The sequence below is a fragment of the Cohnella terricola genome (assembly GCF_007786475.1).
Classification (GTDB): Bacteria; Bacillota; Bacilli; order Paenibacillales; family Paenibacillaceae; genus Cohnella; species Cohnella terricola.
Genome location: NZ_VNJJ01000004.1, coordinates 262,336 through 286,781 on the forward strand (window position 1 = coordinate 262,336; position 24,446 = coordinate 286,781).

18 protein-coding genes and 1 other annotated feature are annotated in these 24,446 nt (G+C 55.3%); of the genes, 6 read left to right on the top strand and 12 right to left on the bottom strand.

Features of this window, described 5'->3' with window-relative positions:
- Position 1: 1 nt before the first annotated feature.
- The 3 genes from FPZ45_RS09165 to coxB form a co-directional block, all read right to left on the bottom strand.
- A complete protein-coding gene (locus tag FPZ45_RS09165) occupies positions 2-622 on the bottom strand; it encodes a cytochrome (ubi)quinol oxidase subunit III (RefSeq protein WP_144700508.1) in 621 nt (206 codons plus the stop codon).
- Positions 619-2,424 carry a cytochrome c oxidase subunit I gene (gene ctaD, locus FPZ45_RS09170; RefSeq protein ID WP_144700816.1) on the bottom strand — a complete coding sequence of 602 codons (1,806 nt, stop codon included), beginning with the start codon at positions 2,422-2,424 and terminating at the stop codon, positions 619-621. The genes FPZ45_RS09165 and ctaD overlap by 4 nt, the downstream gene beginning before the upstream one ends.
- A 79-nt stretch (positions 2,425-2,503) precedes the next feature.
- Entirely contained in the window at positions 2,504-3,529 is a 1,026-nt protein-coding gene (coxB, locus tag FPZ45_RS09175) for a cytochrome c oxidase subunit II (protein ID WP_246120388.1), read from the bottom strand.
- 407 nt (positions 3,530-3,936) lie between these two features.
- On the opposite strand from coxB, the gene FPZ45_RS09180 reads away from it, so the two are divergent.
- A complete protein-coding gene (locus FPZ45_RS09180; RefSeq protein ID WP_144700510.1) occupies positions 3,937-4,680 on the top strand; it encodes a hypothetical protein in 744 nt (247 codons plus the stop codon).
- A 59-nt stretch (positions 4,681-4,739) separates the two neighbouring features.
- Here the strand turns inward: FPZ45_RS09180 and FPZ45_RS09185 are convergent, their stop codons facing one another.
- The 7 genes from FPZ45_RS09185 to FPZ45_RS09215 form a co-directional block, all read right to left on the bottom strand.
- Entirely contained in the window at positions 4,740-4,928 is a 189-nt protein-coding gene (locus FPZ45_RS09185; RefSeq protein ID WP_144700512.1) for a hypothetical protein, read from the bottom strand.
- A 193-nt stretch (positions 4,929-5,121) separates the two neighbouring features.
- Positions 5,122-5,916, bottom strand: coding sequence for an FHA domain-containing protein (locus tag FPZ45_RS09190; RefSeq protein WP_186438309.1), 795 nt, complete (start codon positions 5,914-5,916; stop codon positions 5,122-5,124).
- A gap of 133 nt (positions 5,917-6,049) precedes the next feature.
- Positions 6,050-7,774, bottom strand: coding sequence for a long-chain-fatty-acid--CoA ligase (locus tag FPZ45_RS09195; protein WP_246120389.1), 1,725 nt, complete (start codon positions 7,772-7,774; stop codon positions 6,050-6,052).
- A gap of 13 nt (positions 7,775-7,787) precedes the next feature.
- On the bottom strand, positions 7,788-9,578 hold the full coding sequence (locus FPZ45_RS09200) for an acyl-CoA dehydrogenase family protein (RefSeq protein WP_144700514.1): 1,791 nt from the start codon (positions 9,576-9,578) through the stop codon (positions 7,788-7,790).
- 26 nt (positions 9,579-9,604) lie between these two features.
- Entirely contained in the window at positions 9,605-10,792 is a 1,188-nt protein-coding gene (locus FPZ45_RS09205) for a thiolase family protein (protein ID WP_144700516.1), read from the bottom strand.
- Between the two features lie 15 nt (positions 10,793-10,807).
- On the bottom strand, positions 10,808-13,150 hold the full coding sequence (locus FPZ45_RS09210) for a 3-hydroxyacyl-CoA dehydrogenase/enoyl-CoA hydratase family protein (RefSeq protein WP_281284891.1): 2,343 nt from the start codon (positions 13,148-13,150) through the stop codon (positions 10,808-10,810).
- A 15-nt stretch (positions 13,151-13,165) separates the two neighbouring features.
- Positions 13,166-15,259 (bottom strand): heterodisulfide reductase-related iron-sulfur binding cluster, encoded by a 2,094-nt coding sequence (locus tag FPZ45_RS09215; RefSeq protein WP_144700518.1) that lies wholly within the window; start codon positions 15,257-15,259, stop codon positions 13,166-13,168.
- 197 nt (positions 15,260-15,456) lie between these two features.
- Between FPZ45_RS09215 and FPZ45_RS09220 the strand changes: the two genes are divergently transcribed.
- Both FPZ45_RS09220 and FPZ45_RS09225 read left to right on the top strand, forming a co-directional pair.
- Positions 15,457-16,242 (top strand): electron transfer flavoprotein subunit beta/FixA family protein, encoded by a 786-nt coding sequence (locus FPZ45_RS09220; protein ID WP_144700520.1) that lies wholly within the window; start codon positions 15,457-15,459, stop codon positions 16,240-16,242.
- A 9-nt stretch (positions 16,243-16,251) separates the two neighbouring features.
- Positions 16,252-17,238 carry an electron transfer flavoprotein subunit alpha/FixB family protein gene (locus tag FPZ45_RS09225; protein WP_144700522.1) on the top strand — a complete coding sequence of 329 codons (987 nt, stop codon included), beginning with the start codon at positions 16,252-16,254 and terminating at the stop codon, positions 17,236-17,238.
- An 893-nt stretch (positions 17,239-18,131) separates the two neighbouring features.
- On the opposite strand, the gene FPZ45_RS09230 is transcribed toward FPZ45_RS09225, so the two are convergent.
- Both FPZ45_RS09230 and FPZ45_RS09235 read right to left on the bottom strand, forming a co-directional pair.
- Entirely contained in the window at positions 18,132-19,307 is a 1,176-nt protein-coding gene (locus FPZ45_RS09230; RefSeq protein WP_186438310.1) for a copper amine oxidase N-terminal domain-containing protein, read from the bottom strand.
- Between the two features lie 122 nt (positions 19,308-19,429).
- A complete protein-coding gene (locus FPZ45_RS09235; RefSeq protein WP_144700526.1) occupies positions 19,430-19,999 on the bottom strand; it encodes a hypothetical protein in 570 nt (189 codons plus the stop codon).
- Positions 20,000-20,078: 79 nt separating this feature from the next.
- Positions 20,079-20,336 (top strand) — a binding site (T-box leader).
- A gap of 61 nt (positions 20,337-20,397) precedes the next feature.
- Here FPZ45_RS09235 and ilvA point away from each other — a divergent pair.
- The 3 genes from ilvA (at position 20,398) to FPZ45_RS09250 (ending at position 24,328) form a co-directional block, all read left to right on the top strand.
- Positions 20,398-21,684 (top strand): threonine ammonia-lyase IlvA, encoded by a 1,287-nt coding sequence (gene ilvA / locus FPZ45_RS09240; RefSeq protein ID WP_144700826.1) that lies wholly within the window; start codon positions 20,398-20,400, stop codon positions 21,682-21,684.
- Positions 21,685-21,901: 217 nt separating this feature from the next.
- On the top strand, positions 21,902-23,089 hold the full coding sequence (locus tag FPZ45_RS09245) for an MGDG synthase family glycosyltransferase (protein ID WP_144700528.1): 1,188 nt from the start codon (positions 21,902-21,904) through the stop codon (positions 23,087-23,089).
- A gap of 27 nt (positions 23,090-23,116) precedes the next feature.
- The gene (locus FPZ45_RS09250; RefSeq protein ID WP_342780034.1) at positions 23,117-24,328 is read left to right on the top strand and encodes an MFS transporter; all 1,212 of its coding nucleotides are present in this window, start codon (positions 23,117-23,119) and stop codon (positions 24,326-24,328) included.
- Positions 24,329-24,446 lie beyond the last annotated feature (118 nt).

Sequence of the window (24,446 nt, forward strand, 5' to 3'; positions counted from 1 at the left end):
GTTAACCAGCCACCTTTCCCATCAAGTAAACCACGGTGAAGATGAAAACCCAGACAACGTCGATAAAATGCCAGTAAATGGCGGAAATATAAACCTTGGGCGCCGTCACGACGTTAAAGCCTTTCTTGAACACTTGGCCGATGACGAGAGCGATCCACAATACCCCGAACGCGACGTGTGCGCCGTGGAATCCGACCAGCGTATAGAAAGAAGAGCTGAATGCGCTTGTCGTGAAGCCGTGACCTTCGTGCACGTACTCCGTGAATTCGTAAATTTCCAGTCCAAGGAAGCCGAGGCCGAGAATAATCGTGATGATCAACCATGTCAGCATCGACTTTTTGTTATGCTGATGCATAGCTTGAACCGCGAATACGCTGGTCAAACTGGACGTAAGCAGGATCATCGTCGCTGCGAATACCATCGGAAGCTGGAACAACTCGCTTGCCGATGGCCCGTCGCCAATATTATGGCGCAGAGCCAGGAATGCAGCGAACAACGTTCCGAAGAGAACGACTTCAGCGCCGAGGAACAACCAGAAACCCAAAATTTTATTGCGGGCTTCCAGAGTCGCTTTCTCCGGCTCATGAGGCAATTGCCCCTCTACGTGGTCATGTGCGCTCATGCTTGCACCCCCTCATCTTGATCTTCCGGTTCAATGTGGAAACCGTGATCGTCAAACAGGGAACGGATCGCCATGCAGCCTAACGTAATCGCCAAACCGAGGCCCGCGACAATAAGCTTGTCATACATAAATCCGAAACCGGCGACGAACAATCCGATGCTCATAATGAGCGGTAGAATGGACGGCGAAGGCATGTGAATCGAACCGACTGGTTCTGCAGGCGTCATAGCCGTGTTGCCTTCCATCTTTTCCTTCCACCAAGCATCGTATCCGCGAACGAGCGGAGTTTGTTTGAAGTTGTACTCAGGCGCCGGGGACGAGATCGTCCATTCGAGCGAGCGACCGTCTTCCCAAGGGTCGTTGGAAGCGTTGCGCGGTTTCGCCCAAGTAATGAAGATGTTCAGAAGGAATACGATCGTTCCGATACCCATCAAAATTGCGCCTACCGTACTGATCAAGTTCATGTTATCGAAGCCTTGGCCGCCCAAGTACGTGTATACCCGGCGAGGCATGCCCAGCAATCCGAGGAAGTGCTGAACGAAGAACGTCAAGTGGAAACCGATGAAGAACGTCCAGAACGTTAGTTTACCAAGTGTTTCGTTAAGCATACGTCCGAACATTTTCGGCCACCAGTAGTGCAAGCCGGCGAAAATACCGAGCACCAGACCACCTACGATAACGTAGTGGAAGTGGGCGACGACGAAATAAGTATCGTGATATTGATAGTCGGCCGGAGCGGATGCCAACATAACGCCGGTTACTCCGCCCATTACGAATGTAGGGACAAAGCCGATCGCGAACATGCTCGCGGTCGTAAAGCGAATCGATCCGCCCCACAACGTAAACAACCAGTTAAAGATTTTTATTCCCGTAGGAACCGCGATCAGCATTGTCGCAATGGAGAACAATCCGTTAGCGACTGGACCGAGTCCTGTCGTGAACATGTGGTGAGCCCAAACCATGAAGCCCAGGAACGCGATCAATACCGTCGCGAATACCATGGAGCTATATCCGAACAAACGCTTGCGAGCGAACGTACTGATGACTTCGGAAATCACGCCGAAAGCCGGCAAGATCAGGATATAAACCTCAGGGTGACCGAACACCCAGAAGATGTGCTCCCAGAGAACGCCGTTGCCTCCGTTGGCGACATCGAAGAAATTCGCGTTGAACAAACGGTCGAACATAATCGCGACGAGACCGACGGTCAGCGCCGGGAACGCGAATACGATCAGAGCGGATGTAATGAAGATCGTCCAAGTAAACATTGGAAGCCTCATGAAAGTCAACCCTGGCGCACGCATGTTGATGATGGTCGCCATGAAGTTGATCCCGCCCAGAAGCGTACCGATACCGGCAATTTGAAGACCGATGACATAGAAATCGACGCCGTGTCCCGAACTGTAGATCGGACCTGCCAGAGGCACGTATGAAGTCCATCCCGCGTCCGGTACGGTTCCTGCAAACCAGCTCAGGTTAAGCAGCAAGCCGCCGAGGAAAAACGTCCAGAATCCCAAGGAATTCAGGAAAGGGAACGCGACGTCGCGCGCGCCGATCTGAAGCGGAATAATCGCGTTCATGAGCGCAAACAGCAATGGCATCGCGGCCAAAAAGATCATGGTTGTTCCATGCATCGTAATTAATTCGTTAAAAGTACTACCAGAAACGACATCATTCATCGGCTTAATCAGCTGAATCCGAATGATGATCGCCTCCAATCCACCGATCAGGAAGAAGAACAATCCCGCGATCAAATACAGGATGCCGATCTTCTTATGGTCGACGGTCGTTAGCCAATCCATCAAGCCGCTATAGCGCTTGACTTTGTGTCCGTGTGCATGTGCTGCCAAGGCCACGTACCTCCTTCAGTTGTCCCGCTGATTAATAGTCGAGCTTATATTCAGCCAAATACTTGGCAATGCCTGAGACTTCTTCAGGCGTCAGACTGTTGTCTTCCGCAGTCGGCATCATTGCGCCTTTTTTGTATTTCTGAGGATCGATGACCCAATCGTGAATGTTTTGTTCCACGCCGGCCTCGTCGTTATACAAAATTCCGCCAACCGTCTCGCGTCCGCCTACGCCGGTCAAGTTTGGCGCGCTGTTGCCGCCGTTCTCGCCAACTGCGTGGCAGCTCAAGCATTGCGAAGTGAACTTCTCCGCAAGTTCCGGATCCGCAGGCATTTGCGCTGGCGCCTTCATGGCCGCTACCCAACGATCGAAGGATTCCGGGCTAACCGCTTTCGCTTTAAAATCCATCAAGGCATGCGAAGGTCCACATAGCTCCGCGCACTTGCCGCGGAAAACGCCTTCTTTAGGGAACTCGAGGAACATCCTGTTCGTCGATCCGGGATTCGTGTCCATCTTGCCGCCGATTGCAGGAATCCAGAAGGAGTGTTTCACGTCGGCCGCGACCAATTCGAACGCGATTTTCTTGTCCGTCGGAACGATCAGGTCTTGAGCCGTCGTAATTCCGTAATCCGTGTATTCGAATTCCCACCAATATTGATGCGCCGTTACTTTAACGTGCACGGCGTTTTTGTCTTTGCTGTAATCCTTAGCTAAGCCGAATACGTTGTTGATCGTAGGAACGGCTAGAACGAGCAGCAAGACGAGAGGAATCGTCGTCCAGATAATCTCCAGCGTGTGATTTCCTTCCACTTGCTTAGGGATCGTCTTATCCCCTTTGCGACGACGGAAGCGAATCAGAACGTAAATACAGATGATGAACACGACGACAATGACCAAAGCCATAATGCCAATGGACAGTTTCATCAACTCAAATTGTTTCTCAGCTACCGGTCCTTGCGGATTCAGAGCTGAAAGGTCTTCTCTTCCGCATGCTGTCAGCAGCAGCACCAGCCCAGTAAGCAGCGGAAGCAAGCGCTTCATTACAGGCCACCGATTCATCTTATCAACCCCATTTTGACGTTTTCATAGAAAATCGTTTGCCTATACGGCAAACGTTCTCTATATGTACACGGATGTTGGACCAAGCAACAAACGCTCTTCAAGCACTCTAATTAATATAAAGATTGTTGCGCTGTCTTGTCAATGTTCACAGACCAGTTCACAAATTGTTCTCAAAACTGTCAAAAACGCCGTCGCTCTAGGGATTTTTGCTCTTTTGCCGCATCAAAGACCTCCTTTAGACGACCTTTGTGCGAACAACCTCCCGAAAGCTCGTTTGACATTCCCCTCTTTCCTCCTCTCCCTTCTTTTTGCCAATTTGCCGGACTTTTATGTGCGCCCTCGCGCGCATACTTTGCCGAGTTCGGTAAAACCTATTCACGAACGAATTTTTAGGGGGTTATGCTATGGTGTCCGTCCGCCGTTTACGGATCGCGATCGGTCTTGTCCTTATCCTCGGGCTGATAAGCGGCTGCAATTACAAATCCCATTTTCAGAAAAGCAATCAGGATTACGCCAGTCGAGCTGCGAACGATCCGAAAATGATGCAGGTCCGCTCTTACGGATCTTATTCCGCGGACCCGAAACGGCACGAGAACCGTTATTTCGAATATAGCTCCGCCCTATCCAATCAAGTTGCGGCTTTGCCTGGAATCAATACGGCATTGGTCTTCTTGACCGACAAGAACGCTTACGTCGGGATCCTGACCGATTGGTCGGCGACGGGCACCGAAGCCATCGGAGGCGTCCGGTCGCACGAGCAGGATAATTCGGGAACGACCGAAGGGGTATACAACGTCGGTACCGGCAGTCCAAAGTGGGACAACCGTCAAGTCGCGACGCCTTATAACTCTTTCTTCACGCACAAGGACGTCAGCAGCTTGTCTTCCGAGCTTCGACAGGTCATCGGCACAACGGTGCGAAAACAAGCGCCTCGCGTTCAAGAAGTGCATGTCTCCGCGAACCGCGAATTCGTCAACCAATCGCTGGAATTCGCCAAAGAGGCCTGGCTGAAAAAACCTCTCTCACCGCTCACGAATGATTTCAATACGCTTGTCCAGTATACGTTCGGCATGGGAGAGAAAATTCCGCTTCCTCTCTATCTAAAGCAAAAACAGAATATTCATTCGAAAAGCGGTACGGGACAGTAACAAAAAGAACGACCGGGAACAAGGCCTTGTGGCCCTGCTCTCGGTCGTTTTTCTCTCGGCTATGAAGCCGGAGAATTTAATTTCGTCAGCTCGCGTTCCACGAGCACGGTCAATTCGTCTTCGTAACCACCGGTAATACGGTATTTGCGGATGTAATCTTTAACAAACTTGCGCGGATCCTTCGGTCGGAAAATTCTAGTCAGTTCTCGCAAACTTTCTTGAACTTCATTGTGGCTACGTTTGGCCATGCAATTCCCTCCCAGTGGAATGGATTCCGATCCGGAATTATTCCCTCGACCCCGGACAGGGTTCTTCCTTCAAACACATTGTTCCACCGCTAGTTGCCTTATAAGAAAACGTTCCTGCATTTTCTGATTATACCATTTTTCGGTTACGGGATAAAGGGAAAAACGCCAAGCTTCTATTCCCATGGATGTCAAGTCATACCACCCGCTGCTCGTCATCCTTCACTTCGAAGCATTGTTGTCGTCCCGACAAGGAAAAGCGCTCCCCCGATCGAAGCTCGTATCTCACGCCCGGCTTGAGCCTCTCCCCGTTCGAGAGGAAAGTTCCGTTAGACGAACCGTTATCCTCGAGAATGAACAGTCGGTTCTCTTCGATGTATCTAAGCGTGCAATGAATCCTGCTGATTTCTCCTGCTTCGTACGGAAATAAAATCGCGCAGCGGGAAGGATCCCTGCCGAAAGTCAGCCGGCGATTCAAGACGCGGTAGCAATTCCCCGCATGCTCCCCTTCCAATCCGCACAATCTCGGCTCATATCCTTCCGCGGGTTCTGCTTGGTCCGGAAACTTTAGAATTTGTGTCACCGGTATCGTATAATCGGCAATCGGAACTTCGTCGGACGTTTCCAACGCCGAAGCTTCTTCGTCATTCCATTCTTCGTCGATCGGTTCCTCGATATATTCCTGATCATCTTCCGTAACGGAGGAAGCGGTACCGTTGTGATCTTTTCCTTTCGCCGTCATCTGCAAGAAGGCGATCGCCGCGCCGACGGCGACGACAATCCCGATTCCAAGCGCTGCAAGCAGCGGCAGAGTCCCCACTTTGACTTGGGACGCGGACGTGCCCAAGGCTCCCGCAGCGGAAGCACTCCCGGGGATCACGAAGCTTAATCCGATAGCCGCGACTAATCCGTAGATCGAACGATGGGACGGCCGATTTCTTTTAAACTTGAACGGTTCCCCCCTTTTTGTGTTCATGTTGTTATGATCCATCAACGGTTCCACCCCCCGCGGCTTATTTTTTTGAAAACGCTTACCTTAATATCTAAAAAGGAAATGATACTTGACGCATATGCACATATTATATCGAAAAACAACTTTGCCAGCAATTCTTGATAACCATTTTTTAGGTTATATTTAGGTTTACTTCCTCTTCGGAATTTTGTTCTTCTCTTAACTTGCGCCGCAAAACTTTGCCGATTAAGGAAAGGGGGAGGCTGCTTCTGAACTCGTATTGCTTGGGGACTTTATATGACGCCAGCCGATCTCTGCACCAGCGGTCCAACTGCATCTCCGACACTTGCCAGCCTTCCTTCACCACGACATACGCCTTGACCGTTTCGCCCCGGTAAGGATCGGGGACGCCGAGAACCGACGCTTCCTTGACGGCAGGGTGTTCGAACAATACTTCTTCGATCTCCCGTGGATAGACATTAAAACCTCCCGCGAGGATGATATCCTTCTTCCGATCGATGATCGAGAAATAGCCTTCGTCATCCATCGTCCCGAGATCGCCTGTCCTTAGCCAGCCGTCCTGCAAGACGCCGGCCGTCTCCTCCGGACGGTTCCAGTAGCCTTTCATCACCTGCGGCCCGCGAACGGCAAGCTCTCCGATCTGGCCGACCGGCAGCTGCTCAACGCTGTCTTCTCCGACGATTCTGGCATCCGTGTCGGGCAGCGGAATGCCGATCGTGCCGTTCTTGCGGTATCCCCAAATCGGATTGCAATGCGTAACCGGAGCCGCTTCCGTTAGGCCGTAGCCTTCGATCAGCCTGCCTCCCGATTTCTTCTCGAACTTCTCCTGCACATCGCGCGGCAGCGGCGCAGCGCCGCTTATGCAGAAGCGGATGGAATCGAGGTCGCCTTCTCTGGCCGACGAATCGTTAAGCAGAGCGATATACATCGTAGGCGCTCCCGGGAATAGGGTCGGCTTACGCCGGCGGACCGTATCCAGCACCAGCTTCGGCTCAAACCGGGGGACAAGCAACAGCGAACCGGCCCGGTATACCGCTTGATTCATCAGTACCGTCAATCCGAATACATGAAACAAAGGCAACGCGGCCAAATATCTTTCCTTTCCGATCTCCAAACGGTAGAACCAGGCGGTCGTTTGTATCGTGTTCGCCACCAAATTCGCATGGGTCAGCATAACCCCTTTAGGATGCCCCGTCGTTCCTCCCGTATACTGGATCATCGCCACATCCGCATCCGCGTCCACCTCTTCGCAGGTGTCCGTCGCCTTTCCTTTCCTTAGCCAGGACGACCAGCGAAATATACCTTCCGATGATCTAATCTCCACGCGAAGACCGGGATACTCCCTTCGGCGTTTGAGCGGATAGAGCGCGTTTTTTGGAAAAGGCAAAGCGTCGGACAACGAAGTGACAATGACGGTTTTCAGAACGGTGTTGTTCTCTTTGGCTTTAAGAACTCTTGGCATAAGCAAATCCAAGACGATCAGCACCGTAGCCCCGCTGTCGGTCAACTGATAACGCAGCTCCCGCTCGGTGTACGTCGGATTCGTCTGCACGACGACAGCCCCGGCCATTAATGCTCCGTAATAGGCGATAACGCCTTGCGGGCAGTTCGGCAGCATAATCGCTACGCGGTCTCCTCTCGCGATCGGAAGAGCCCTGAGAGCGTCTGCCATTTTGCGGCATTGTCGCAGCAGTTCCTTATACGTAATGCTTCTTCCCAGAAAATCTACGGCTTCGTTATCGGGATAGTTGCGCGCGGAATCGATCAGCATCCGGGCAACGTTGATTTTCGGATATTCATAAGAAGGCAGAACCTGAAGCGGATATTTCCGCAGCCATGGGCGATCGCCGGGCTGGATATCGGAGTTCTCGCTCACCTAGCATTCCTCCTTAGAGACCGACATAACTTTCGGCGGATATGACGCGGGACGAGATTCGCTTGCGCAAGGCCGAAGCATCCGCCGGTTCGAACCTAAGCAGCCGTTTCAGCACCGACAGCTGCAACCGTAGGTTTTCTCCTTTCTCCAAGGCCGCCAATATCGCTCGGGAACGTTGCCCCGCCCTCTCGGCGGCCTCCTCGGCGAACAATGCTGTCATGTCCGCGACGTGCTGCAGCCGTACGGCTTCCGTTCCTTGCATTTCCCGTTTGCGGGTACGAAGCAGCGCGCTTTCGAGCGCGTACATATCGATCATCGCGTCCGCCAGCGAAGCGACGATCTCCTGTTCTCTCTCTAATCTAAGCCCATGCTTTTGCACCGCAAGACCGCCGACCATTAGGAAAACTTTCTTCAATGCGCCGAGAATCTCCGCCGGTTTAGCGAGGAGCGATTCGGAATCCGTCCGCGCTGCCAAGGGAGTCGGATGAAGCAGCTCCCGCTGCAGCGCCTGGGCTCTCTCGATTAGCGGGAGCTCGCCCTTAAGCGCGCGCTTGAGCAGGGTCGAGGGAATGAGCAGACGGTTGATCTCGTTCGTGCCTTCGAATATTCGGTTAATGCGTGAATCCCGATATAGGCGCTCGATTTTGTATTCCTGAATGTATCCGCTGCCTCCGTGGATCTGAACGCCTTCATCCACGACCGCGTCCATCGCCTCGGAGGCGAAAACTTTGTTGATCGAACATTCGAGCGCGTACTCGGCTATGGCTTTGGCGGCTTGAATGCCGCCGTCCGGGCCGTCGAGATCCGCTTGGCCGAGCGACTCGTCGATCAATCCGGCCGTCCGGTAGACCATGCTCTCCGTTACGTAAGCGAGCACGTTCATCTTCGCGAGTTTGGCTGCGATCAGCGGGAACGAGGAGATCGCTTTGCCGAACTGCACCCGACCGTTGGCAAAGGACGACGACAGCCGAATCGCCTCCTTCATGCCGCCTAGGCAGCCGGCAGCCAGCTTAAACCGGCCGATATTCAAGATGTTGAACGCGATGAGATGGCCTTTTCCCACCTCGCCGAGCAGATGATCGGCAGGAATACGCGTTTCTTCGAAAAAGAGCGGACGGGTTGATGATCCTTTGATGCCCATCTTGCGCTCTTCCGGTCCGAACGTAAAACCCGGCGTATCCCGTTCGACGACAAAAGCGCTGAAATAAGTACCGTCCACTTTGGCGTATACGATAAACAAGTCGGCAAAACCGGCATTCGTAATGTACAACTTCGAGCCGTTCAGAATATACGACTCTCCGTCATCGGACAAACGGGCGGTTGTCTTCGCGCCCAGCGCGTCCGAACCGGAGCCCGGCTCGGTCAGGCAATAAGCGGCGATCAGCTCCCCGGTCGCCAGTCGCGGGAGCCAGCGGCTTTTCTGCTCTGGCGTGCCGAAGAACACGATCGGCAGCGTTCCGATTCCGGTATGCGCGCCGACCGACAGCGCGAACGATGATGCCGGCGACAACGTCTCCGCGAGCAGCGTCGAGCTCGTTTTGTCCAGCCCCAAGCCGCCGTAAGCTTCAGGAATGTCCGCTCCCAGCAAGCCGATCTCGCCTGCCTTGCGCATGAATTGCACCGTCAGTCCGTAATCCAGCTTCTCGATCTCTCCGTCGCGGGGCCGAATATCGCGCTCGACGAAAGCGCGAACCGTATCGGCAAGCATAAGCTGTTCCTCCGTGAAGTCCTCCGGCGTTGCGATCTGCTGCGCTTCCGCGTCGTCTACGACGAACCGGCCGCCCCCCCAAACAGATTTAGGCATCGCGCGCCACCTCCTTTTTATCGCGATTACCCGACTTCGAACACGCCGGCCGCTCCCATCCCTCCGCCGACGCACATCGTGACTACGCCGTAACCTCCGCCCAATCTTCGCAATTCGTGAATCAGCGTCACCGTAAGTTTGGTCCCGGTGCAGCCCAAAGGATGTCCGAGCGCAATCCCTCCCCCGTTTACGTTGACCAGTTCCGAATCGACCTCGAGCCGGTCGATGACCGGCACGCATTGGGCGGCGAACGCTTCGTTAATCTCCCAGAGGGAGATTTCCTCCCTCGTCAGCTTTGCTTGACGGAGCGCTTTGGGAACGGCTTCGATCGGTCCAAGCCCCATAATCTCAGGCAGAAGCCCGGCGACGGCAAAAGAACGGAAGGTCGCCATCGGCTGAATGCCGAGGCTCTCGGCTTTCTCGCGGCTCATGACGACAACGGCCGCAGCCCCATCGCTATAGGGGGAGGAATTGCCCGCCGTAACCGTCCCGCCCGCGGAGAATGACGGTTTGAGCTCGGCTAATATCTCGGCGGACGTATCCGGTCTTACGCATTCATCCCGGGTCACGGTATATTGCTTCGTTGCAAGCTCCATAGTCGTCGGATCGGTAAAGGTCGCGGAGGCGAGAACGGGAAGCAATTCGTCTTGGAACCGGCCTGACGCGGCGGCTTGAGCCGCTTTGCTATGGCTTCCGGCTGCGAAGACATCCTGCATCTCTCTCGTTACGCCGCATCTCTTGGCGACTAGCTCCGCCGTATGGCCCATGCTCATATAAGCCGAAGGCATCGCGTCGCAAAGTCCGGGATGGGGGGACGGCTTAAATCCCATCATCGGAATTCGGCTCATGCTTTCCACCCCGCCGGCGACGACCGTATCGGCCAAGCCGCTGTGGATCGCGGCGGCGGCTTGGGCGATCGCCTGAAGACCCGATGCGCAAAAGCGATTAACGGTCACCGCCGGAACCTCGACGGGAAGTCCGGCAAGCAACGTGATGAGCCGAGCAACGTTCGTCCCTTGCTCCCCTTCCGGCATCGCGCATCCAAGCACGACGTCGTCTACATCGGAAGGCCGGAGCCCCGGCACCCGCCGCACCGATTCGCGGACGACGGCCGCGCCGAGATCTTCCGCCCGCGTTTGCGCGAAGCCGCCTTTCTTCCCGCGCCCGACCGCCGTCCTTACCGCCGATACGATCACGGCTTCCCTGCTCTTCATGGAACTTCCCTCCTTTTAATTTCGAAGAGGTTTGCCGGTGGCAAGCATCGTCCGCATGCGAGCCCGGGTCAGCGGTTCTCCGCATAAGCTGAGGAACGCTTCCCGTTCCAAGTCCAGCAAAGCCTGCTCGCCTATGGCCGTGCTGGCGGGAACGTCTCCGCCCGTCAATGCGCCCGCTAGCTTCCCGGCGATCAACGCGTCATGGTTAGAGATGTATCCTCCGCGCCGCATGGAAGAGACCCCGACCTTCAACAGGGCTGCCGCGTCCCTGCCGCCGACGACGATCCGGCGATCGGCCTCGGGGACTGCGTAACCCAGGCGATCAAGCTCCAGCACCGCGCCTTTCGCTTCGGCGATGCGCGTTTCCTCGCGAATGACGACCGCATCCCCTCCTCTCCAGTAGCCGACCCGTTTCACGTCATGACCGCTTTCCGACACTTTCGCCATCGCGATCGTTTCGAACAATCGCGCGATCGGCGCCGTCACGTCGTCCAAACCTGCCGCTTCCGCCCGTTCATGCGCCAGCGCCGCCGCGGCCATGCAGCCTCCCCCCGCAGGTATTAATCCGACCCCCGTCTCTACTAAACCGAAATACGTCTCCGCCGCGAACAGAATCCGATCCGCCGGCAAACATGCTTCCACTCCGCCCCCCAACGTCATCCGATGCGGAGCCGCGACGACCGGGTGCGGCATGACGCGGAGCGATCTCATGCTCGACTGGAACTCGCGGATAATCAGGTCGATTTCCTCCCATTCCCCGTTCTCCGCTTCCATAAGCAGCAGCATCAGGTTGGCCCCTACGCAGAAATTGCGTCCTTCGTTGGCCAGCACGAGCCCCCTCCAATTCCGCTCTACCTCCTCCGCGGCCCGGCGAATGGCGGAAAGCACGCCGGGGCCGATCGCATTGTGCGGCGAATTGAATTCCAAGCAGACGACATCATCGCCGATATCGATCAAGCTTGCCCCGTCCCCCTTGAATATCGTCCTGCCCCGGTCGCGCTGCACGTCAAGAGAAATCTCCTCCGTCTTCTCTTCTACGTACTTGTAATGGCCCTGCGAATAATAAAACAGACTGCCCGCCTTTTTAATGTAAAAAGACGTCGTTCCTTTCTCCAGCATCGCCGATACCGGAGCCGGAACCGCCTTGCCTTCCGCCTCAAGGCGTGCCGCGGTTTCCGCTACGCCAAGAGCGTCCCAAAGCTCGAAAGGACCTTCCTCCCAGTTAAAGCCCCATCGCATCGCCCGATCGATCTCGATGGCGGTGTCGGCGATCTCGCCGAGCTTCTCGGCGGAATAGATCAACGTTGCTTCGATCACATCTCGTGCGAACGCTGCAAATCGGTCGTGATCCGCCGCCTCTAACAGCGCCTGCAGTTTACCCGCGGTTCCTTTGGCCATTTTGGCCGCTTCGAGCGCCGGCGACGATACTTTGCTCCGCGGGACGTAAGACATCGAGACCGGATCGAGCGCTTCGATCTTGTCTTTGCCTTTTCCCGCGTTATTCTTGCGGTAGAACCCGCCGCCGCTCTTCTCTCCCAACCAACCTCTGCCGACCAACTCCTCGACGATCGCCGGGTCCGCGAACGCCGCCGCTTCGAGCGGATCGGCCACGTTCTCCCGGACGTTGCGGCAAACGTGCAGAAAAGTATCCAATCCCACTAAATCTAACGTGCGGAACGTCGCGCTCTTGGGCCGTCCGAGCAGAGGCCCCGTCACGGCGTCGACCTCGTCGATCGAAAGCCCGTGCTTCTCCATCGCCTGAAGCGTTGCCAACATGGCGTACGTCCCGATTCGATTCGCGATAAAGTTCGGCGTATCCTTGGCGACGACCACTCCTTTGCCCAGCCGATCCCGGCAAAATCGGGCAACGGCTTCGAGCGCCTGCGGATCAGTATCCCGGCATGGCACGATCTCCAGCAGCTTCATATATCTCGGAGGGTTGAAAAAATGCGTCACCATCGCGTTCTTCCGGCAATCCTCGCCGCATACGGAAACGATCTCGTTGATCGACAGACCCGAGGTGTTGCTGCTGACGATCATGTCCGGCCGCCATGCCGAGTCGATCATTTTCCACACGTTATGCTTCACATCCAGCCTTTCCGATACCGCTTCGATAATCCAGTCACACTCCGAGAGCGACGCGACATCCCGCTCCAGATCCCCCGTCCTGATGCGGGCAATAAAAGCAGGGTCGTATAAGGGGGACGGTTTTGCCGACTTAAGTCTCGCAAGCCCTTTGGTCGCGAGATCTCTAAGATCGAGCAGCAGGCACGGAATACCGGCGTTCGCCAGATGGGCGGCGATAGCCGCCCCCATTACCCCCGCTCCGATTACTGCTGCCTTCCGCACGTTCCACACGCCGCCTCGCTCCCTTCATTTTGTGAACTGAACGGTCTCCCCGCCTCCGAATACCGACATGGCCAGCACCTCCGCGACATCAAGAGCGCCTGCACGTTCCTCCGCGCCGCGCTTACGCAAGCCTTCCTCCATCATCGTCAAGCAGTAAGGGCACGCCGAGCCGATCAATTCCGCTCCTGTAGCCAGTGCCTGCGCCGTTCGTACCTCGTTCACCCTGCGCCCCGGCTCTTCCATCCACATGCGGCCGCCTCCCGCTCCGCAGCACAATCCTTGCTTGCCGGAACGCTCCATTTCTCTTGTCAGAAGTTCGGGTATGCATGCCAAAATGCGCCGGGGAGCATCCGTCACGTCGTTGTATCTGGCCAAATAACAGGAATCATGAAGCGTCAGCGAGCGATGAACGGCATGTCGGGCAGAAAGCCGACCGCTTTCGAGAAGCTCCGCCAACAGCTCCGTATGATGCGAGACCTTGGCATGAAACCCGAAATCCGGATACTCGTTGCGAAAAAGATGATACGTATGCGGGCAAGCGGTAACGATTCTCGTCACGCCGTACCGCTTGAACGTCGCGATATTCGATCGGCACAGCTCCTGAAACAGAAACTCGTCGCCGAGCCTTCTCGGCGTATCGCCGGAATTGCGTTCTTCCGCCCCAAGAACGGCAAAAGAGATGCCCGATTCGCGCAGCAGCCGCGCCAGTGCGAACGTGACGCGCCCCGCGCGCATATCGTACGCCCCCATGCTGCCGACCCACCAAAGCCAATCCGGATGCGGGTTGTCTCGCAGCGTCGGGATGCGCCAACCTTCTTTAGCCGCGAATTCTTCCATCCATGCGGTTCTTTCCTGACGCGGGAACCCCCAGGGATTGCTCTGCCGATCGATGTTCTGCAACGTCCGCCTCGCTTCCGACGGCATTTTCCCTTCCGTCAGCACGAGATACCGTCTCATCTCCATAATCGGCGATAACTGCAGATTGCCGACCGGACAACGCTCCTCGCAATGCCTGCATGTCGTGCAAGACCAGAGCTCCTGTTCCGTGATCACCTCTCCGATCAATTCGGGTCGTGCATTCTCTCCATCGCGTTTGATCCACCCCGTCGTTTGCCACTCCATCGTAGAGCGAATATCCATCGTCTCCGGACGAGAGGCGGAAGACTGCGGATCGGGGGAGCCGCTCCCCGGTCTGAATGCCATGTTCTTGCCCTGCAGCGAATCCCGCAGCTTCGTCATGAGATGCATTGGCGAAAGTCCTTTATCCGTATTGGCCGCGGGGCATACGTCCGTGCATCTTCCGCATTCCACGCAGGCGAACAGGTCTAGCCGCGTTTTGCGCGTCAGATCGTCGACGGAGTTCATGCCGAATTTCTCGGCTTCTTCGTTCTCCAGATCGAGCGGCGCCAGCTTCGGTCGTCCGACCGGTCTGAGCAGCCAATTCACAGGCGCGGTGAAAATATGAAAATGCTTAGATAATGGCACGTATACGAGAAAGCCGAGCAGGATCAGCAAATGCGCCCACCAAGCGATCTCGTAGCCCGGCTGTGCTCCGCTTTCCGGTAGGATCGACGCCGCTGCGGAAGAGATTGGAGCATAACCCGAAGCAGATTTCCCTTCCCTTAGCCGATCGAATGCGAGCGTAGCCACGACGGATATCATCAATGTCCCGATCCACGCCAGCACGAGAAGAGGTTTCCAGCCTTTGGGCAATCGCGAGAGCTTCTCTCCGTATCTCCTGTAGGCCCCATAGAAAACCGCGAGCAGCACGGCCGCGACCGCCGTTTCCTGCAAAATCGAGAACACGCCGTTATCCGCCCACGGGATCGACGATCCCGCCACGCCTTTCCACAAAATCTCCAGAGCCCCGAGCTGAAGCATAAGAAATCCGTAAAAAAGAACCAAGTGCATGAGCCCGCTGCGAATATCCTGCAGAAGCCGCCGATGGCCGAAGATTTGCTCTCCCGCCCGGCGCGCACGCCTCCATTCGAACTTCATCTTTCCGTCCGGCACACCGTCCAGGATCAATTTGATTTTGACGAGGACGATCCGCGCGAAGACGACGACTCCGCACAGAGCAACGACTGCGGCAATCCATCCGTTGATCGAACCGTCCATTCCGCCCCCCTCCTTCGACGCCTCCCTGGCTCCTCGGCCTTCTGAACGGGCTTACGCGTTCATACGATGACAGTAAGAGCTGCAACCGGCTCGTTATTCGTAAATTTATTCCAATGCCCGCTCCGCATATGCTCATATCGGCAAAAAAGGACACGTCCGCGGGTCATTCGGGAATCCGCTTACAAGGAGGAGGAAAGATGAATATCGCGGTTCTGCTCAAATCGGTCATCGCTACGGACGAACCCGTCGTCGTGCGAAACGGAAAGATCGAGAACAGCGAAGCGAAATGGGTGATCAATCCCTATGACGAGTACGGTTTGGAAGAGGCTTTACGGCTAAAAGAAACGCGCGGAGGAACGGTAACCGTTCTGTCGGCAGGAAACGACAAAACGATCGAAGCTTTGCGGACGGCGCTCGCGATGGGCGCGGACGAGGCGATATGGATTCGGACGGAGGACAGTTCCGGGGACGAACACGTCGTTTCTTTGCTTCTCGCGGAAGCCGTACGGCGTGGCGGGTTCGAGCTTGTGTTCGCCGGGCATCTCTCCGTCGACAACGGGGCCGGACAGGTGGCGATCCGCGTGGCGGAGCTGCTCGGCTGGCCGCATGCGGGGGCCGTCGTCGCGTGCGAGGTTGGCGAAGACGGAACCGTTCGCGTCACGAGGGACGCGGAAGGCGACAGCGAGAGCTGGGAAGTGCCGCTGCCAGCCCTGCTGACCGCGCAGCAAGGGCTGAACGAGCCAAGGTATCCGGCTCTTGCGGGCATCATGAAGGCGAAGCGGAAACCGCTGAGGGAGATGACGGCAGATGAGCTCGGCATAGATACGGCAAGCGGAGAAGCATCGGCTCGCACGACAAGGCTCGGTTTGGCATCGCCGCCGGAGAGAGCCGCGGGACGCAAGCTGCAGGGCGCGGTCCGGGAGCAGGCGGCGGAGCTGATCGCCCTGCTTCGGAACGAAGCCAAAGCGTTGAAAGAGAGGTGAGCTCTAGAGATGAGCCGACAACATATCGTAGTGGCGGAATGCCGCGACGGGGAGCTGCGGCGAGTGACGCTGGAAGCGATCGCCGCGGCCAGAGCTTGCATGGCGGACGGCGACCGGCTCGCCGCCGTCCTGCCGCTTGACGGCGGCGCGGATGCCGGCGCCGCCGAAGCTTTGGCGCAGCGCGGCGTAGACGAGGTGATCGTCGTCGATCACCCCGTCTTGGGCCGCTATGCGCCGGAAACGCACGTCGCCGCCCTCTTGGCGGCGGCGACTGCGCTGGCGCCCGAAACGCGGTGGTGGCTCGGCCACACCGCGATCGGGCGCGATCTTGCCCCGCGGCTCGCGGCACGCCTCGGCGCGGGGCAGGTTTCCGATGCGATCGGCGCCGCCCGCGGCGGCGACGGTCGCATCGTCTTCACGCGCGCGCTGCACGCGGGGAAGGCGCTCGAGCAGCGCGCCTTCCTCATGGACGCACCGGCGGTCGTGACCGTGCGTCCGAACAACTTCGCCCCGGCGGAAGCGATCGCCGGGGCAGCCGCGCCTATCCGCTCCGTGCCGTTCGACCCGCCGATCTCGCGCGTCGTCGTGCGCGACGTCGTGCAGCGGGTGTCCGGCACGGTCGATCTCGCGGAGGCGCGGGTCATCATCGCCGGCGGCCGCGGCGTGAAGAGCGCCGCCGGCTTCGGCCCGCTCGCGGAGCTCGCGGCCTTGCTCGGCGGTGCGGTCGGCGCTTCGCGCGGCGCCTGCGATGCCGGTTATTGCGATTATGCCCTCCAGATCGGGCAAACCGGCAAAACCGTCACGCCCGACCTCTATATCGCCTGCGGTATCAGCGGCGCCGTCCAGCATCTCGCGGGCATGAGTCGCTCGCGCGTCATCGTTGCCATCAACAAAGACCCCGACGCTCCGATCTTCGGCATTGCCGATTACGGAATCGTCGGGGATCTGTTCGAAGTCGTGCCCGCCCTGATCGCAGAGCTGTCCGGCGAATTCTAGCCTGTCTCGTTTCTCTTTCCCCTTTCGCCGCTATCCCTTTTGCTCAGTAAAATTTCCGAGATTTCTTTAACGGACATGAGGAGCGCTATTTCTCCTTTTGCTTATGTAACGAGGCCCAACGGACCTGACAGCCGTTATTCTCCCTCTGAACAATTTTTTCTCCTACTTCTGTCTGAATAACGGCACCCGGGTCCATTAGATTTCTTGGAAGCCCATTTTCGCACAAATAACGGCATCTGGGTCCCTTAGGAAATGCAAACTCGATGCTACGAACATTATTCCGAAAACGATCCGCACCCCACTCCTGACTCTCTGGGATAATGACATAACAAATCGCAGAATAGTCCGGTTTTAACGAACTGGAGGAGTTGCAAACCCACTTCCCTACGTTTTAGTTAGGTTTTGCCGTACTAGAGGGACCATAGACGCAGTTTCCTGCAATCTAGTTAGGTTTTGCCGTACTAGAGGGACCATAGACGCAGTTTCCTGCAATCTAGTTAGGTTTCGCCGTACTAGAGGGGCCATAGACGCGGCTTCCTGCGATCTAGTTGGGTTTCGCCGTACTAGAGGGGCCATAGACGCGGCTTCCTGCGATCTAGTTGGGTTTCGCCGTACTAGAGGGGCCATAGACGTGGTTTCCTGCGATTTAATTGGGTTTCGCCGAACTAGAGGTACCGTAGACGTGGTTTCCTGCGATTTAATTGGGTTTCGCCGTACTAGAGGTACCGTAGACGTGGTTTCCTGCGATTTAATTGGGTTTCTCCGTACTAGAGGTACCGTAGACCCTGATTCCTGTAATCTAGTAAGGTTTCGCCGAACTATGGCTAATCTCCCACGCTAGCATTCGCGCAAAGAAAAGCCGCAACCCATAAGGATCGCGGCTTTTCTTTGCATTACAGTTCCTCGCTGGAGATGACGATCGCGTTAGCGTCCAGCAGCCATTTGCCGTCCACTTTCTTCGCTTCGTTAAATACAATGGAACGGCTCTTGTCTTTCTGTCCGCTGGTCTCCACTTCCGAAACCATCGAAATCAGCAATGCGGCGCTATTCGCTCCGTCATAGCGGACGACCGTCCATTGCTCGCTCGTCACGTTAAACGTCGACATTTTGAACATTTCGGCGAGTGAAGCCTTTAACTGCTCTTTCTGCGGGAAATCAACCAGTGTCGCCACATAGGCGTCCGCATTTTTATCGTTGACAGCTTTCGCCTGATCCTCGAAAGCTTTACCTATGGCCGCCCTGTCCGCTTCCGGAATTTTCGCGGCCTGCTTGAACATGCCAGGAATGTCCGTATACTCCATACCCAATGTCTCGACATCGTAAATTTTCCAATCGCCTGCTGCGTCCTTATGCAGCGTGTAACGCACCTGCGATAGATTGTCAGGGTAGAAGTCGCCGCTGACTTTTTTCGTATCTTCGATCGCGATGACAACAGCGGTTTTATCGTTGAAAGATTGGATTTTCACATCCAAATAGCTCGTTTTCGTTTTGATGTTCTTAAAGTTCTCGCGAACGCTCTCTGCGTCCATAACGGTGTCGTCCGACAGCAGGCTCGTAATTCCGGTCGGGTCGTTCGATGCCTCGATCAATAACAATTTGCTTAACAGAACGTGTATGGCCGTTTTTTCTTCTTCCGTCGGTCCTTGGAACGCGAGCGAGATCGTCTTCGTCTTACCGTTCCACTCGACCTTGTGATTCGTCAGCTCACCCGCTAACCGAAGACTAATATACGTACGGCCATCTTTGGACATCCATTCTCCAGTGCTCGGAACCGTTCGGCCGTTCACGATCGCGATGTCTCCGTCCACGGGAGCTTCAATCACGACGTCTTCCTTTTCGGCGTACACGATTTGTTCGAACAAATCCCATCCATACCCTAACTGCTTAAACAACGCGGAATATTCCACGTACGTTTTGCCTTTTACGATAACCATATTTTTGCCGAAGTTAGCGGCCTTCCCCTCGACAGTAACTTGTACCGCCTGTGCCGGGGCGTTCGCTGCCGAAGCGGTTCCGGCCAACCCGAATGCTGCTATCGCGGAAAACAATACGATTGCCAAACGTTTCAAAACGCACACCATCTTTCTATTATGTATTCCAAGCCTTGCTCTATGAATCTTCTCTATTATAGCAGTAAGGCTGGGAAAATTAGCGCGCAAATCCAAACTTTTATCGGATTTTAAGCTCGCGATCATCCGATCAGTTGCAGTTGCTGCAAATCCCGTATGCTCGGTGTTCGAAACCGCACTTTGACCTCATGTTCTCCCCATTCCAAATCTTTGATTTTCAGCAATTTGGGCAGATCGCCTCCAATCGGAATGATACGGTCCGAGAACATAGATGCAGGTAGATCGATTCCTTTCAACTTCGCCGACTCCACGGAAGCGACGACGTTCGGATCGTGCCAGCTCAGCAGGTAGACGATCCGTAGGGCGGCGGGTACCTGGTCTTTCCAGATGATATTCAAGTCGGCCGTCATCCTGTTGCCGTTCAGCGAGAAGTTCGCTCCGGTCACGACGACGTCTTCCTCGACTTGCGGGTTATCCGCGATCGATTTCTTGGCCAGATTGTTCAGGTCGTCCGCGGTGAGGATCAACTCGAGCGACATTCTGCGCGCCATTTTGAGGGCTCGGTCCTCAAGCGGCACGTTCTGATACGCCAAATCAAGACTTTGATCCGGCCTGATATAGTACAAGGCCCCCGTTCCCATAATGACAATCAGAAAAACGATCACGAACAAACCAATGAATAACTTTTTCATTTTCTATCCCCTTCGATTTAGACATCCGAAAATCAAAAACAACGATTGACTTCTCGGTCAGAGAAGCGTATAACAAAATATAAATTCATTGACGGGAACACGTTGCCCGATCCCTTCGATCTGCAGAGAGTCGGCGATTTGCTGAGAGCCGACGGTCGAAACCCGGAACAATATCATCCCCGAGAAGCGGCGCCGAATCATTCCCTCGTAGGCGTCGACGGTTGCCCCCGTTACGGGACGTCGTATACACTATACGACACGCGAGCGCCTAACGTTGCAGCCTCCGGTTGCAAAGTCGGGAACGAGGGTGGTACCACGGATAACTTCCGTCCCTTTTCAGGGGCGGTTTTTTTATACCCGAATACCGGGATTCCATTGATTTTATGATGACGGAAAGGATGATTTTCATGTCCAATAACAACAGCAGCCAACCCGAATTCGCCGTGCCGCTCGCCGATATCCTGAACGCCCATCGCGTGTTGCAAGGCGTTGTTACACCGACGCCATTGCAGCATAATCGCGCCCTATCCGCCAAATTCGGATGCAACGTGTATTTGAAGAGAGAAGACCTGCAGATCGTTCGTTCCTTCAAAATCCGCGGCGCTTATTATTTGATCGCTTCTTTGTCCCCGGAAGAGCGGAGCCAGGGCGTCGTCTGCGCGAGCGCCGGCAATCATGCGCAAGGTGTGGCCTTTTCTTGCCAGCAACTAGATATTCCCGGAATTATCTTTATGCCCGCCACGACACCAAGGCAAAAAATCAATCAAGTAAAGCTGTTCGGCGGAGATAAAGTCGAGATTCGCTTGATCGGGGACACCTTCGACGATTCGTATGCCGAAGCGATCCGCTTCAGCGAAAGAGAAAATCTGCCGTTCGTCCATCCGTTCGACGACCCCCGGATCGTAGCCGGCAACGGTACCGTCGGCAAAGAAATCATCGAAGGCGGCGCGCCTTCCATTGATCTGCTGCTTGTTACGATCGGGGGCGGAGGGCTCGCTTCCGGCGTCTCCACCTACATGAAGGCGATCAGCCCTTCGACTCGCATCGTCGGGGTCGAACCGGAAGGTGCCCCTTCCATGCAGCAAGCGTTCCAAGCCTCTCAAGTCGTGACGCTCGCGGAAATTGATAAGTTCGTGGACGGCGCGGCCGTCAAAAAGGTGGGGGAGCTGAATTACGCGATCTGCCGCGAGTTGCTTGACGAAGTTGTCGTTGTACCGGAAGGGCGCGTCTGCACGACAATTCTGGAGCTGTACAACGAACATGCGATCGTTGCCGAACCTGCCGGCGCGCTGACCGTAGCCGCGCTGACGGCTATGGACCCGGAAGAACTGCGGGGCAAGAACGTCGTCTGCGTCATCAGCGGCGGCAACAACGACATCGACCGTATGCAAGAGATCAAGGAACGTTCGCTAATATTCGAAGGCTTAAAACACTATTTCATGATCAATTTCCCGCAACGGGCAGGCGCACTCCGTGAATTCCTCGACGACGTGCTTGGACCTAACGACGATATCGTGCAATTCGAATATACAAAGAAACACAACAAAGAGAACGGACCGGCTCTGGTCGGCATCGAGCTGAAGAGCCCGGAAGATTACGACGGACTGCTCCAGCGAATGCGGAGCAAGGGACTGCATTTTATCGAACTGAATAAAGATCCCTTGTTATTTAATTTATTGATCTAACATACGATTTCTTAACCTGCCCGGGACCGAGAGGTTCCGGGTTCGTTCGCGTTGCATAGAGAATCGACATTTCATCCAAAATGATAATTACGTGGTTTCTCCATCAAAGACCCAATAATTTTCATCAGTCGCCATCCATGCTTTTATCCTCGTTTTACATTCGGGGTTTACAGTGAAGAGAGAAGCAACGTTCCGATATGGGAAAACGAGGTGCGCCATGACTGAGCCGAGAAAAATCTTTATTCTGTACGCGCGTTTCGGAGAAGGCCACTTGCAAGCGGCTTCCGCCTTACGTCAAAGCTTTGTTCAACAGGGCGAAGCGGAAGTCAAGCTGATCGATCTGTTGGCCGAATCCCATCCGGTAATCAACGAAGTCAGCCGTTTCGTATATAACAAAAGCTACAACGTGCTTCCCCAAGTGTACGGCTGGGTGTATGAAACGACGAAAAGCATGAAGCCCGACTCCCTGTTCTCCTCTTGGCTGCATTCTTTCGGAGCGTTAACCCTGCGCAGGCTCATCGAGCGCGAACGTCCGGATGCCATCGTTCATACGTTCCCGATGCTTGTTCTTCCTCTGGTCGCGCGCAAACTCCGCAAAAAAATACCGATGTTTAACGTCGTAACCGATTTCGATCTCCACCGCCGATGGGTACATCCCGATGTCAGTAAATATTATGTCGCTACGGAAGACATCCGCCAGCAGCTATGCGAACTTGGCGTGGAGCCGCATCGCGTCGCCGCGTCCGGAATTCCGATCCGTCCCGGTTTTTTTCGCGAGTCGATTCAGAGCCTTTCATCCGCGGGCAGCCTCGGCGAATTTCAAAAACCGAACGTACTCGTCATGCCTTGCGTAAATTCCGCTCCGACCGAAATCGCAGCGATTTGTCGGAATCTTACTCGTCGATGCAACGCTCTTGTCACCGTCGTATGCGGGCGTAATCAAATGATGCAAAGATATTTCTCGGATACTCTTCGCGGCGTCCCGGGCGTTACTGTGCTCGGATACGTGGAACAGATCGGCGAATTGATGGCGAACTCCTCTTGCATCGTCACAAAACCGGGAGGCCTGACGTTATCTGAAGCGCTGGCCTCCGAATTGCCGATCTTCCTCTATCGTCCCGTGCCTGGTCAAGAACGAAACAACGCCATCTATCTGGAAAGCAAAGGAGCGGCGGTCGTCTGCAGTTCCGTCCAACAGCTGCTAGGGGCGGTGTCGGAATTGTTGCAATCCCCGAACCGGCGGGAAGAAATGTTGCGGGCCATTCAGGCGCTGCGCAAAAAAGACGCTTCCGATGCCATCGCCTTGGATATCTCCCGCCAATTGAATATAATGGAAGAAGCGACTTCATCTACAGCAATGCCAACTATCCGCTACTGGGACGAATCGTCCCGTATTCGGACTTGATCGAAGACTGCAAAAGGAGATCTGCTCGTGAGCAAGGCATCCATTAAATCTATGCTTCAATCGGACATGCTGCTTTATTTGACGATTCTATATTTGATCGAATTCGTGCGGGGCGCGGCTTTGATCAGCTTTCTCCCGATTTACGGGAATAAAGCGCTGGGCCTTGACCTGGATGTCATCGGCGCGGCGATTACGGCGCATTACGTTACGGATACGGGACTAAAGCTTGCGATCGGCTACCTGCTTGACCGCTTTTCAATCCGCACGATCGTTGCCGTCGGGTCGACGTTCTCGCTGGCAGGAATAGCTGCGCTGCAATTCGCGGACGTTCCTTGGGTGTTTATTACGGCTGCAGCTATTTACGGCGTCGGGATTTCTCCGATCTGGATCGTTTGTTTAACGAAAGTAAAAGAAGATCAACGTGCTACTCAGATGGGATTTCTCTACACCATCTGGCTTGTCGGCATGGGAAGCGGTCCGGTCGTAATCAATCTGCTGCTCGATTACAGTCTGGAGCTGACCTATTGGGTCATGACCGGCATATCGTTAGCCGCTTGGCTGCTCTCGCTGTTCATCAAGGGAGGCCGCAGCGTACATATCGACACGGTTCCTTTCGGCAAGCAATTGGCCATTCTCGGTTCACGCCTGCGGGAGATGCGACCTCTCTTGCCCGGAATGATCCTGCAAACGCTTGGAGCCGGAATGCTGCTTCCCATACTGCCAACCTTCGCGGTCAACGGTCTCGGCTTGACGGCTACCCACTACTCGATCCTGCTCATCATCGGCGGAGGATGTACGGTAATCGGACTGATTCCTATGGGTAAGCTGTCCGATTCTTTCGGCAAAAAATGGTTCCTGATCGTCGGCTTCCTTGCGTTCGGTATCGTCTTGTTCGCATTGACTCAACACCCTCCGCTGGGCCTGGCTCTATTCTGGGCATTCGTGCTTGGCGTGTCTTACGCTGCCGTGCTTCCCGCGTGGAACGCTTTGCTCGCGACTTTCGTCCCTCCCGGACAACAAGGCCTTGGATGGGGCGTATTCTCTACGGTGGAAGGCATCGGCGGCATCATCGGTCCGATTATCGGCGGCTTCATCGCAACTCGATATGCCGAAGCATCCGTCATCGGACTAGCCGGAATATTGTTTATCCTCATCAGCATCTTTTACGTCTTCTTCCCGATTAGGCTGTTTAACAGCGAAGCAGGGCCCTTGTCCGCCGCCACCGAAGAAACAAAATAAAGACTAGTCCATCAAAAGCGCGCTATAGCCGAGCCTTGCCTGCACATTCCCCTGATCCCTTAACGGCATAACGAACCTGGTCCCGTGGCAACCTAAGCAGGCAATGAAATGCATGCGA